General features: G+C 71.5%; 13 protein-coding genes. 6 read left to right on the top strand and 7 right to left on the bottom strand.

Annotation, left to right across the window (positions count from 1 at the left end; genetic code table 11):
* Positions 1-30 precede the first annotated feature (30 nt).
* Positions 31-1,035, top strand: a complete 1,005-nt coding sequence (locus AB0G04_RS08765) for a TRAP transporter substrate-binding protein (protein WP_360978863.1) — start codon at positions 31-33, stop codon at positions 1,033-1,035.
* A gap of 47 nt (positions 1,036-1,082) precedes the next feature.
* Here the strand turns inward: AB0G04_RS08765 and AB0G04_RS08760 are convergent, their stop codons facing one another.
* The 3 genes from AB0G04_RS08760 to AB0G04_RS08750 all read right to left on the bottom strand — a co-directional run bounded on the left by AB0G04_RS08760 (position 1,083) and on the right by AB0G04_RS08750 (position 3,653).
* A complete protein-coding gene (locus tag AB0G04_RS08760; RefSeq protein ID WP_360978860.1) occupies positions 1,083-1,451 on the bottom strand; it encodes a hypothetical protein in 369 nt (122 codons plus the stop codon).
* Positions 1,452-1,590: 139 nt separating this feature from the next.
* The gene (locus AB0G04_RS08755; RefSeq protein WP_360978857.1) at positions 1,591-2,976 is read right to left on the bottom strand and encodes a HAMP domain-containing sensor histidine kinase; all 1,386 of its coding nucleotides are present in this window, start codon (positions 2,974-2,976) and stop codon (positions 1,591-1,593) included.
* A complete protein-coding gene (locus AB0G04_RS08750; protein ID WP_360978854.1) occupies positions 2,973-3,653 on the bottom strand; it encodes a response regulator transcription factor in 681 nt (226 codons plus the stop codon). The genes AB0G04_RS08755 and AB0G04_RS08750 overlap by 4 nt, the downstream gene beginning before the upstream one ends.
* Positions 3,654-3,765: 112 nt before the next feature.
* Here AB0G04_RS08750 and AB0G04_RS08745 point away from each other — a divergent pair, with 112 nt between their 5' ends.
* Together AB0G04_RS08745 and AB0G04_RS08740 are read left to right on the top strand one after the other, a co-directional pair.
* Positions 3,766-4,467 carry an ABC transporter ATP-binding protein gene (locus AB0G04_RS08745; protein ID WP_360978851.1) on the top strand — a complete coding sequence of 234 codons (702 nt, stop codon included), beginning with the start codon at positions 3,766-3,768 and terminating at the stop codon, positions 4,465-4,467.
* Positions 4,464-6,824: an ABC transporter permease gene (locus AB0G04_RS08740; RefSeq protein ID WP_360978848.1), complete on the top strand. Its 2,361-nt coding sequence runs from the start codon at positions 4,464-4,466 to the stop codon at positions 6,822-6,824. The genes AB0G04_RS08745 and AB0G04_RS08740 overlap by 4 nt, the downstream gene beginning before the upstream one ends.
* Before the next feature lie 16 nt (positions 6,825-6,840).
* On the opposite strand, the gene AB0G04_RS08735 is transcribed toward AB0G04_RS08740, so the two are convergent.
* Complete coding sequence (locus AB0G04_RS08735; RefSeq protein ID WP_360978845.1) at positions 6,841-7,218, bottom strand: hypothetical protein; 378 nt, start codon at positions 7,216-7,218, stop codon at positions 6,841-6,843.
* A gap of 82 nt (positions 7,219-7,300) precedes the next feature.
* On the opposite strand from AB0G04_RS08735, the gene AB0G04_RS08730 reads away from it, so the two are divergent.
* The 3 genes from AB0G04_RS08730 to chrA are packed head-to-tail and all read left to right on the top strand — an operon-like array spanning position 7,301 to position 9,653.
* Positions 7,301-7,789, top strand: a complete 489-nt coding sequence (locus AB0G04_RS08730; protein WP_360978842.1) for a Chromate resistance protein ChrB — start codon at positions 7,301-7,303, stop codon at positions 7,787-7,789.
* Complete coding sequence (locus AB0G04_RS08725) at positions 7,786-8,217, top strand: chromate resistance protein ChrB domain-containing protein (protein ID WP_360978839.1); 432 nt, start codon at positions 7,786-7,788, stop codon at positions 8,215-8,217. Before AB0G04_RS08730 ends, AB0G04_RS08725 begins: the two co-directional genes overlap by 4 nt.
* A gap of 26 nt (positions 8,218-8,243) precedes the next feature.
* Positions 8,244-9,653 (top strand): chromate efflux transporter, encoded by a 1,410-nt coding sequence (gene chrA, locus AB0G04_RS08720; RefSeq protein WP_360978836.1) that lies wholly within the window; start codon positions 8,244-8,246, stop codon positions 9,651-9,653.
* A 69-nt stretch (positions 9,654-9,722) separates the two neighbouring features.
* On the opposite strand, the gene AB0G04_RS08715 is transcribed toward chrA, so the two are convergent.
* The 3 genes from AB0G04_RS08715 to AB0G04_RS08705 all read right to left on the bottom strand — a co-directional run bounded on the left by AB0G04_RS08715 (position 9,723) and on the right by AB0G04_RS08705 (position 11,824).
* Complete coding sequence (locus AB0G04_RS08715; RefSeq protein WP_360978833.1) at positions 9,723-10,580, bottom strand: cytochrome c biogenesis CcdA family protein; 858 nt, start codon at positions 10,578-10,580, stop codon at positions 9,723-9,725.
* Positions 10,581-11,159 (bottom strand): redoxin domain-containing protein, encoded by a 579-nt coding sequence (locus AB0G04_RS08710; protein WP_360978829.1) that lies wholly within the window; start codon positions 11,157-11,159, stop codon positions 10,581-10,583.
* Between the two features lie 107 nt (positions 11,160-11,266).
* Entirely contained in the window at positions 11,267-11,824 is a 558-nt protein-coding gene (locus AB0G04_RS08705; RefSeq protein ID WP_360978826.1) for a DUF1349 domain-containing protein, read from the bottom strand.
* Positions 11,825-11,836: the final 12 nt, after the last annotated feature.

Raw genomic sequence — 11,836 nt, 5'->3', positions numbered from 1 at the left:
GCGCAGTACCGTCTCGGACAGGAGAGCTTGATGGGTGTACGACGGATCGTGGTCAGCAGCATCGCGGTGGCGTCATTGCTGGCCGGGGGCATGAGCGCGCCGGCGGCTGCCGTACCGGGAAAGCCGCGGGTGACGCTGCGGGTGGTCACCCCGTTCGCCGCCGGGCATGTGCTGGCGGACACGGCCTACCGGTTCGAGGATCTCGTCGAGCGGCGGTCCCACGGCCGGATTCAGGTCGAGGTGGCGACGTCCGTGCTGAACGAGCAGACGATCGACCCGGCCATGGTGCCGTGCGCTGCGGCAGATCGGGTCGGTGACGTTCTGCTGACCGGTGGCCAGCCGATCCAGGACTACGCACCGGCGTACTTCTTCTTCAACGGTCCCTATGTGATCCGCGACTACGAGCACTTCCGGCGGGTCTGGGCGAGCCATCTGGGCAAGGAGGCCCGGCAGCTGATCGCGGCGAAGGGCAACCTGACCACACTCGGCACCGCGTACCGGGGCTTCCGGCAGTTCACCGCCAACCGGCCGATCACCGGACCGGCCGATCTGTCCGGTCTGGCGTTGCGCCTGCCACCCGTGCCCGACTGGGTCACCGTGTGGTCGTCGCTGGGGACCCGGCCCGTCCAAGTGCCGCTGCCGGGCATCTACGACGCTCTGCGTTCGGGAACCGCCGAGGCGTCGGAGGGTGACCTCACCCAGATCCGGTCGCTGCGCCTGAACGAGGTGCAGTCGCACTTGAGCCTGACGTCACATCTCGTCAGCTTCGGCATGGTCGCCGCCAACACCTGCTTCCTCAACGATCTGACGCCCCGCAACCGGGCGCTGGTGCGGCAGGCGGTGCGGCAAGCCACGGACTGGGCGACCGGGCGGATCGCCACCGACGAGGAGGCCCTGCTGGCCGAGCTGGGCCAGAGCATGCAGATCGTCACGCCGGACGCGGCGGCTGTCCGGGCGGCGGCGCGGCCGGCCATCGACGGCCTGTTCGCCACGAAATGGAACGTGACGACGTGGGACGAGGTCCTGTCGTACTGAGCGCGTCGTGTCGGCCGTCGATGCCTGGGGGTCTTGGCGGCCGCTGCTCAACCGGTTACCGGCAGTACCGGCCGCTCACCACCCGACGGGGCCTGGCCACATGCGCGTTCCAGGTCGGCCGCTGCAGTGCGCCAAGCCGGGCCGCCGTCCTTGGCGCTGCGGCCCATCGCTGCGGAACTTTCCGTGATCTGCGGGTTGTCGCTGCGCCGCGCCGGCCGCCCCACCGCGTCGGCCAGCCGCAGGCGTGCGGACGCGTCAGTGGCCTGCCGCCGGCCGGCTCGGAACTCCGCGCACGCCTCGCGGGCGTGCGAGTCCAGGCCGGACGTCGACCTGCTCGAGCTGCTGGCGGCGACCAAGGTCCGCTCGTCGCAGCCTGCCATCGTCGCCATCGGCAGTGCCAGTAGAAGAGCGACCACACCACGACGCCACTTACAGCGAGTCATCATGCCCATGCCGCCGCCATACCCACTGGCCGGGTCGCGGTTACCTGAGTCACCCGGCCGAGGCGGATCTACCACCCCGCCTCACGGCCCGGCGGGTATGCCGGCCGGACCATCACCGGGTGGACGCCGGCCGGGCGGCCGGGAGGCTGATTCGTACGGTGAAGCCGTCGCCCGGTTCGGCTCGGATGTCGCCGCCGTGGTCGGCCACGATGGCGGCGACGATGGACAGGCCGAGACCGGCGCCGGTGCTGCCACGGTGTGCCCGGGCCGGGTCGGCGCGGAAGAACCGGTCGAACACCTTGTCGCGCATCTCCGCCGGCACGCCCGGCCCGTCGTCGGAGACCCGCAGGACGATGCGATCGCCACCGGCGACCTGGTGCTGCACGTGCAGTCGTGCCGGTGTGCCGGGCGGGGTGTGTGCCCGGATGTTGGCGAGCAGGTTGGCGACCACCTGGTGCAGAGCCATGGCGTCGCCGCATACCGGGGCGGTGCCGGTACGCGGCAGGTCGGTGGTGATCGGCCGGTCCGGGTCGACGGCGCGGGCGTCGAGGACGGCGTCGCGGACGATTTCGGCGAGGTCGACGTTGCGGCGGTCGTCCGGCCCGACGCGCCCGGCGGCGGGCTGGTCGAGGCTGGCGAGTTGCAGCAGCTGGTCGACCAGGGAGCCGACCCGTTCGGTCTCCTGACGGATGCGGCGCATCGCGGTGGAGACCTCGATGTCCGGCACCGCGCCGCGTTCGTAGAGGTCGGCCCAGCCGCGGATGGCGGTCACCGGGGTCCGCAGCTCGTGGCCGGCGTCGTCGACGAACCGGCGCAGCCGCTCATCGGCCTGCTGACGTTCGTGCAGGGCGGCCTGCACCCGGTCGAGCATGCCGTTGAGGGCGGCGGCGAGTTGCCCGATCTCGTCCGCGGTTCCGGCGGGCAGCCTGCGGGTCAGGTCGCCGGCGTGGATGCGGGTGGCCTCCCGGGCGACGGCGGTGAGCGGGCGTAGTCCGTACCCGATCAGGTGTCTTGTCAGGCCGGCGGTGATCAGCAGGATGACCAGGACCGTGCCGCACCAGATCACGGCGAGACGGTCGTGCAGGCGGCCCTCGCCGCCGATGGGCTGGGCGGCGAGCAGCCAGGTGCCGTCGGGCCGCGGGCGGGCGGAGAGCCGCCACGCGCCGTCCGGGCCGCTCGCGGTGACCGGGTGGCCGGCCCGGACGGCCGCCGCTGCCGCCTCGGTGGCGGGCACGGCCGGGCCGCGGCTCCGGGTCTGCAGGATCGCTCGGGTACGGCCGGCCACGTCGACGATCTGCAGGGTCACATCGGTGTATCCGCTGCCGCCGGCCAGTGCCGCGTCCAGGCGCTGGTCGCGTTCGCCGGACAGGATCCGGAAGACCAGGGTCATGGACGCGACCACGGTGATCAGCAGGACCGTGGTGACGACCGCGAGCATCAGCGCGATGAGCCGGTGCCGCAGCGGCCGCCGGCGGTGCATCGCGGTGAGGCCGGTCATGCCGGGCTCCGCAGCTGGTACCCGACACCGCGGACGGTGCGGATCAGTGGCGGGTCGCCGAGTTTGCGGCGCAGGTAGGAGATGTAGTTCTCGACCACGCCGACCTCGCCGGCGAAGTCGTACTGCCACACCTGGTCGCGGATCTGTTCCTTCGACACGACCCGGCCGGTGTTGAGCATCAGATAGTTCAGCAGCCGGAACTCGGTCGGCGAAAGGGAGATCGGCTGGGCGCCGCGGACGACGTCGTAGGTGTCCTGGTCCAAAACGAGGTCGGCGACGTGCAGTCGCCGCGGCCGTGCCGCGGCATCCCGCCGGAGCACCAGTCCGACCCGGGCGATCAGCTCGTCCAGGTCGAACGGCTTGCGGATGTACTCGTCGCCGCCGGCGTCGGTGAGGCCGGTGACCGCGTCGGCGGCCTGGTTGCGGGCGGTCAGGAACACCACCCGGATCTGCGGCAGCAGCCCGCGCAGCCGGTGCGACACCTGGAAGCCGTCGAGGTCGGGCAGCATCACGTCCAGGACCACCAGGTCCGGCCGGAACGATTCGGCGACGGCGAGGGCTTGACCGGCGCTGCCGGCGACGCGGACGTCGTAGCCGACGAAACGCAGTGCGGTCCTCAGCAGTTCGCTGATGTTGGGCTCGTCGTCGACGACCAGGATCCGTTCGGACTTGCTCACCGGCCCAGTCAATCAGCCGGAGCCGCGAACCCGGATCGTCGCGGCGGCACTCATGGGGAACTCGGAGGAAACCGGGAAGCCGCTGGGAGGCCGTGCCGATGTGCTGTCCGGCATGACAACACAGAGCACCGGATCCGGTACGGACGTGGTCGTGGACGTCGAGAAGGTCGTGAAGACCTACCGCTCCGCATCGACGGAGTTCCGCGCCCTCGACGGCATCGACCTGCAGGCACGCCGCGGCGAGTTCGTGGCGGTCGTGGGCCGTTCCGGATCCGGCAAGTCGACGCTGATGAACCTGATCGCCGGTCTCGACCGGCCGAGCTCGGGAAACCTGCGGGTGGCCGGTACCGAGCTGGACGGGCTGACCGAGAACCAGCTGGCCGCCTGGCGTGGCCGCGCCGTCGGCGTGGTCTTCCAGTTCTTCCAGTTGCTGCCGACGCTGACGGTCGCCGAGAACGTCGTACTGCCGATGGAGCTGAGCCGTACCGTCGCCGTCCGGCAGCGCCGGGACCGGGCTTTGGACATGCTCGACCGGGTCGGCTTGCGGGCGCACGCCGACAAGTTGCCCGCCACCCTCTCCGGTGGCGAGCAGCAGCGGGCGGCAATCGCCCGTGCCCTGGTCAACGAGCCGCCGGTGCTGGTCGCCGACGAACCGACCGGCAACCTGGACACCCATACCGGTGACGCCGTGCTCGACCTGCTCGGCGAGGTGGCTGCCGCCGGGACCTGCGTGCTGATGGTCACCCACGAGCGGGACATCACCAGCTGGGTGCACCGGACCGTGACCCTCGCCGACGGCCGGGTCGCGGCATGACCGGCGTCCGTTCCCGCAAGGTGGCCCGGGATCTGCGCCGCAAGTGGGGCCGCACGATCGTCGTGGTGCTGGCGATGGCACTGGCCGTGCTCGCGGTGACCGCGGTGTCGACGAGCTACTTCGTGGCCCGGTCCCAGCAGCTGTCGGGCTATCTGGCCACCGACCCGCCGTCGGCGACGATCAGCGTGCGCGGTCTCACCCCGGCGGCGGCGGATCAGGTCCGTACGGTCCCCGGGGTGGCCGCCGCGGACACCAGCCGCACCCTGACCGCCCGGATCCGGCGCCCGGGAGATCCGGAGTGGCAGCAGTTGCGCCTGACGGTCCGTGACTCCTTCGCGGCCAACCGGATCGCCCGGCTCACCCCGCGTGACGGCGTGTGGCCGCCACCGGACGGGCAGATCGTGCTGGAACAGTCCGGTCTGCGCCTGCTCGACGACATCACCGCCGGCGGGCAGGTGGAGGTCGAGCTGCCCGGACTGCCGGTGCGGACGGTGCGGACCGCCGGGACCGCGAGCGATCCCGGGCTCCCGCCGAGCTGGGTCGAGGGCATGGTGTACGGCTACGTCACCCCGCGGACCGTGACGGACCTCGGTTTCACGGCCGACCCGGGCGAGGTTCGCATCCTGGTCGACGGCGACCGCACGGACGCCGCGCACATCAGGTCGGTGGCCGGCGCGGCCGCGCAGCGACTCACCGCGGCCGGCGTCTCGGTGACCACCGTCGACGTCCCCGAGGCGGGCGCCCACCCGCATCAGGAGATCATGAACGGGATGCTCCGGCTGGAGCTGCTGTTCGGCGCCCTGGCGCTGCTGCTCAGCGTGCTGCTGATCGTGACCGTGGTGTCCGGGCTGCTCGCCGGGCAGGTACGGCAGATCGGCACGATGAAGGCCGTCGGCGCGACCTGGCAGCAGATCGCCGGCGGCTACCTGGCCGGCACCGCCCTGCTGGCGCTGGCGGCCTGCCTGATCGGCTGGCCGCTGGGGCGGCTGGCCGGGCTCGGATTCGTCGGGTTCATCGCCGAGTTCATGAACTTCGAGGTGACCGGCGAGTCGGCGCCGTGGTGGCTGACGGCCGCGCAGCTGATCGCCGGGATGGCGGTGCCACTGCTGGTGGCCGGGGTTCTGGTGGTCCGGGCGTGCCGGGTGTCACCGGTCACGGCGATGCGGGACCACGGGGTGGCGGCACCGCGCGCCGGAGGGGCCGGCCGGCTGGCCCGTGGCACTCGTCTGCCCCGTCTGCCGTTGCTCGGCGTGCGCAACGCCGTACGCCGCCGGGGGCGGCTCGTGCTGGCCACCGCCGCACTGTCGGTGGGCGGCGCGATGTTCATGGCCGCGTTCAACGTGTCCGACGGGCTCGCCGACACGTTCGTCGAGCAGACCATCGCGGCCGAACCGTACGACCTGACCGTCACCCTGGACCGGCCGTACCCGGTCGGCGAGCTGGAACGCGTGGTCAGCGCGGTACCCGGCGTCGCGCGCGCCGAGACCTGGACGTCGATGCCGGCCGCGTTCCCCGGGGGCCGGACCGGACAGCTCAGCGGTGTCCCGTCGGCGAGCCCGGACCTGCGGCTGAAACTGACCGCCGGCCGATGGCTGCGGCCCGGCGAACAGCGGGCCATGGTGCTCAGCGCCGACTACGCCGAGGAGAATCCCGGCGTCACGGTCGGCTCGACGGTGACCACCCGCACCGGTGATCGGGAGACCGGCTGGACGGTTGTCGGCGTCGCCGTGCAGGTCGGCTCGCCGTCGGCCTGGGTGGACCGCGAGGCCCTGGCCGCCGCGAGCGGAACCGCGGGCACCGCCGACACGATCCGGCTGATCAGCGAATCGGGCGATCCGGCGCCGGTACGACAGGACCTGGAGAAGGCCCTGACCGGTGGCGGGATGGTGGTCGCCGCCGTGCGCACCCAGGACGACATCCGCAAGATCCTGGTCGCCCACCAGATCATCTTCGTGGTGTTCCTGAACCTGATCACCCTGATCAGCGTCGTGGTCGGTGGTCTGGGCCTGGCGACCATCCTGACCGTGGCGATCACCGAACGGACCCGGGAGATCGGCGTCCTGCGGTCGCTCGGAGCCACCGACCGCGCCCTCCGCGGGCTGATCCTCGCCGAGGCGGTGACCATCGGCGTGGTGAGCTGGCTGGTCGCGGCAGTGGTCCTGGCCGTCCCGGCGACCTTGGCCTTCGGCGCGATCTTCGGCAACCTCCTGCTCAACACCCCGCTGGCGGTGACCGTCAACGGTGCCGCGGTGGCCGGCTGGCTGCTGCTCGTCTGCGGGATCTGTGCGGTGGCCGCGCTGCTGCCCGCGCGCCGGGCCGCACGGATGACGGTGCGGCAGGCGCTCGCCTACGAGTAGCGCGCCCGCGGAGGCGTCAGGACGGCGGTGTCAGGGTCGCGGCGAGGTCGTGCACCCGGTCGCGGATCTCGGTGCACATCTGCTCGTCGAACGACTGCCGCTCCAGCGTCCACCGGACGTCGGCGGTGAACCGGTCGGCGCAGTCGATGGCGACCAGCAGTTCCGGGGCCGGCACCGCCGTCAGCGGCCGGGGCGCCGCCTCGTCCAGCAGGGCGCGCACCGGCGTGCCGGTCAGCAGCCGGGCGGCGTGCGTGCTGACCTCGGCCTGCGGTTGCACCCCGGCGGACGACGCGGTCCAGCCGGGCAGTCGCAGTCCGTTGAACCAGGCCGCCGCCATCCGGCTCTTGCCGGCACCATGCGGGCAGACGAACAGGACGGTCCGTTGCTGAGTCATCGCGGTACCCACTCTCACGGTCCGGGGTCCCCGGTGAGGACCCGCCTTCCATCGTGAGAGTAACCATGGTTACAGTGTCCCGGTGGAGCGGGTGCGGAATGCCGGGCAGTGGGTGCTGCTGTCCTACCGGATGCCCCGGGAGCCGTCGCAGCCGCGCATCGCGGTGTGGCGCAAGCTGGAGCGTCTCGGTGTGGCCCGCCTCGGCGACGGCCTGATCGCGCTGCCGGCCGACGACCGGACCCGGGAGCAGCTCGACTGGGTCGCCGAGGAGGTCGCCGACAACGGCGGCAGCGCCATGATCTGGATCGCCGCGCCGGGCGACCGCGAGCAGGAGCAGGCCGTCATCGAGGGCATGCGCACGGCCCGCGCCGCCGAGTACCGGCAGGTGATCGAGCAGGCCACGACCTCTGCCGCCGACGAGGCCGAACGTACCCGCCTGGTCCGCAAGCTGCGCGGCGAGCTGCGCCGCATCACCGACCGGGACTACTTCCCGCCGGCCGAGCGGGAGACCGCACGGATCGCGGTGCAGGAACTCGCGGAACACGACATCACCGTGAAGGAGCGGGCATGAGGTGGGCGACGCGTGCCGGCTTGCACATCGACCGGGCCGCGTGCGCGTGGCTGATCCGTACGCACATCGACCCGGACGCGGAGTTTCTCTTCGTCGACGACCGGACCGCGGTGCCGGCCGGCGCCACGCCGTTCGACATGCGCGGTGCCGAACTCGGCCACCACCGGGGTGACTGCTCGTTCGAGACCATCCTGCGCCGGTACGAGCTGCACGACCCGCTGCTGTGGAAGATCGCCGAGATGGTGCACGAGGCCGACCTCGCCGACGAGCGCTACGACGCCCCGGAGGCCCACGGCCTCGACGTGATCCTGCGCGGGCTGTCGATGACCTGCGACGACGAGCGGGTGCTGGCGCTGAGCGGCCCGATCTTCGACGGCCTCTACGAATACCAGCGCCGCGCCGCGCTGCTGAACCGCACGCCCGGCTGACGCCGCAGCTATCCAGGAGACACACCGTGACGACCACCGAGCCCGATCACCCCTCGCGCACCTCGCCGCCCGCCGTCGCCTCCGGGGATGTCGTTCCCTTCGGCCAGGCGGTGCGCGCCTGGTTCGCCATCTCGTTGCAGACCTTCGGCGGCCCGGCCGGGCAGATCGCGGTCATGCAGCGGCACCTCGTCGACGAGCGCCGCTGGATCGGCCAGAAACGGTTCCTGCACGCGCTGAACTACTGCATGCTGCTGCCCGGCCCCGAGGCCCAGCAGCTCGCCATCTACGTCGGCTGGCTGCTCAACGGCCTTCGCGGTGGCCTCGTCGCCGGAACCCTGTTCGTCCTGCCGGGCGTGGTCGCACTGCTCGCCCTGTCGGCGGTCTATGTCGCGTTCGGCGACACCACCGTGGTGACCGCCCTGTTCGCCGGGCTCGCGCCGGCGGTGGTGGCGGTGGTCGTCCAGGCGGTCTGGCGGGTCGCCGGGCGAGCGCTGTCCACCCGTACCCTGGTCGTCTTCGCGGTTCTCGCCTTCCTGTCGCTGGCGGTGCTCGCCGTGCCCTTCCCGGTGGTCGTGGCGCTCGCCGCGCTGGCCGGCTGGGCCCTGCACCGATGGCGTCCCGCCCTGGTCGAGTCGGCCGGCGGCCACGGTGCCGCCAAGGACGGCCCCGAACCGCTCGTCTCCGACGAAGCCCTGCACCACGACCAGCCGTCCGGCCGCCGGACCGCGACCATCCTCGGCATCGGGCTGGCCGCCTGGTTCATCCCGGTGGCCCTGTTCGCGGTGTTCACCGGCACGGACAGCGTCTACACCCAGCAGGGCCTGTTCTTCTCCGGCACGGCCGTGGTCACCTTCGGCGGTGCGTACGCCGTACTCGCGTTCGTGGCTCAGCGGGCCGTCGAGCACTACGGGTGGCTGTCCGCCGGGGACATGGTCCGCGGGCTGGCGCTCGCCGAGTCCACCCCCGGGCCGCTGATCATGGTGGTGCAGTTCGTCGCGTTCCTCGGCGCGTACAGCAATCCCGGCAGTCTGGACCCGTGGGTGGCGGGCGTCGCCGCGTCGTTGCTGACGACCTGGGTGACCTTCGTGCCGTGCTTCCTGTTCATCCTGCTCGGCGCGCCCTATGTGGAGCGCCTGCGGGGCAACCGGTCGCTGTCGGCCGCGCTGACCGGCATCACCGCCGCGGTGGTCGGTGTCATCGCGAACCTCGGTCTCTACTTCGCCGTGCACACGCTGTTCAGCGAGGTTCACGAGATCGATGCGGGGCCGGTGCACATGACGGTGCCGGATTTCGGTGCGGTGCGGCCGGTGCCCGTGGTCATCGCCGTCGTCGCCGCGGTGCTGATTTTCTGGCGCAAATGGTCGGTGCTGCGGGTGCTCGGCGTCTGCGCCGGGCTGGGACTGATCGCCGGGCTCGCGGGTCTGCCGGGGGTGTGACGGCCGCCCCGCCGATCGCGGGTGCCGTCGCGGTGGCGGGATACCGAGTGCGTATCCCGCCGTCCGACGTCAGCGACGGGCACCGCTGGGATGTTCGTCCTCCTCGGAGGGGTGCCTCAGCCGCCGTGTCCGGTAGAGCAGGAACGCGGCGGCGGCGGTCAGCAGGAATGCCACGGCGATCCATCCGGGGCCGATCGTGTCGACCCAACCGGCGACGCGGCCGGGCAGCTCGGTAGCAACCGTCACGACTGGATCGTTTGGATCGGCCCCGGCAAAGACCCGCGACTCGTACCAGCCGTAGTAGGCGACGTAGCCGCCCGCGAGCAGCAGCAGCACACCGCTGACCCGCGACACGTAGGGCAGCACGGCCCGGGTGCGGCGCACCACGGCCTCCTGCGCCACCGCGACCAGCATCGCGAGCAGGCCCACGACCAGGCCCATGCCGAGGCCGTACGCGACGAACGCCGCGACTCCGCTGACCAGGCCGCCGCTGCCGGACACCAGCCCGGTGACGGCCAGGAACGGGGCGATCGTGCACGACAGCGAGGCGACCGCGTAGGAGGCGCCGTAGCCGTACAGGCCCAGGAACGATCCTGCCGGGCTGCCGGCGGTCAGGCGCGGCAGTGACACCTCCAGCTCCCGGCCCGACAGCAGCCAGGCGCCCAGCAGCACCAGAGCGACGCCGATCACCACGGTCACCCAGGGCAGGTGTTGCTGGATCGGGGCGGTCACCAGCCCGATGAGCACACCCGCCACACCGAACACGGTCACGAAACCGGCCGTCATCGCGGCCGACAGTCGCAGAGCCCGCAGAACTCCGCCGCGTCCGGAGACGATCAGCACGAGAAACGACGGCAGCAACGCGAAACCGCAGGGGTTGAACGCTGCCAGGAGCCCCGCGGCGAGCGCGAACGTCAGGTCGTCCATCTACAGCACGTGCCGCTCGACCAGCGACGACAGTTCGTCCTCGGTCAGCGGGCCGGTCGCCGATTCGGTGGCTCCGGACGCGTCGACGAACACGTACGACGATTGGCTCGTGACCCGGAAGTGCTTGTAGAGATCGCCGGTGCGGTCGTCGAGCTGAGCGATGCCGGCCGTGCCGGTGCGCTCGACGAACTCGGCCATCTTCCGGGTGCTGCGGTCGAGTCCGGCGACACCGATGACGGTGACCTTGCGCTGATACTTCTCGGCCACCTTCGCCACCGCCGGCCCTTCGGCCTGGCACTTGGGGCACCAGGGCGCCCAGAACCAGAAGACCGCGGGCTTTCCGGCGAGCCCGGCGCCGTCGAATGCCGCGCCGTCGAGGGTCGTGCCGGTGAACTTGAGGACCGCGGGTACCGGCTGAGCGGGTGCGGGAGCCGCGGCGGAAGAACTGACAGCGGGCGCGGCGGCGGTCGTGGCCGCCGTCGTGGCGGGAGCGGGCGCCGGGGCGGCCGGCGGTGTGTCGCGTCCGCATGCCGCCAGGGTGCACGTCATCGCCACCAGCACCAGACAGAGTTTCTTCATGACTGCACCGTAAGACAATCCGGGCAGACCAATTCTTACGAGTCGATGACTTCTGCCGTCGTGCCGCGCACCAGCCGTGCGGCATGCCGGTCCCGGCGTGGGGAGGGCTAATCGCCGGCCGGCTGCTTCACGATGGTGAAGTCCGAGAAGGACGCGGCGAAGCCCTCCCGTTCCGGGGAGCAGCACATGACGCCCACCTGCACCGTGCCGGGGAGGTCCAGGTAGCCGAGCCGGATCATCCTCCACGCCTCACCCTCGCCCGGGCATTGCACCTGGAGTGCGGTCTCGTACCGGGTCAGGCGAATGCGGAGCGATCCGGCATAGTGCGGCCACGGCACCATCGACCAGTCCGAGAATCCCCGGGTGATCACGGTGCTGACGTACGTCGAGCCGTCCACGAATTCGACACCCGCCCGGATCCAGTTGCGCTCGTCGACGCGGAGCATCAGGCCCGATTGATCGTGCACCGTCTGGTAATGGCCGGAGAGGGTGACCTCGACGGTGAAGTTCCCACTGACTTCCTGGTAGTAGAAATGTCCGCTGTCGTGGGTGACACCGTAGTAGGTCTTCTGCCAGAAGTCGGTATTCGGATCGGTGACAGCGTGCATGGCCGATCCCTCGTCGGACCAGGTCGCGGGCTCGTTGAGCCACTGTCTTCCGTGCATCGGTTTCCTCCT

Origin of the sequence: Actinoplanes sp. NPDC023801 (genome assembly GCF_040639655.1) — a bacterium.
Classification (GTDB): Bacteria; Actinomycetota; Actinomycetes; order Mycobacteriales; family Micromonosporaceae; genus Actinoplanes.
The sequence above is the reverse complement of the archived record's forward strand: the minus strand, read 5'-3'. Positions and strand labels throughout refer to the sequence as shown.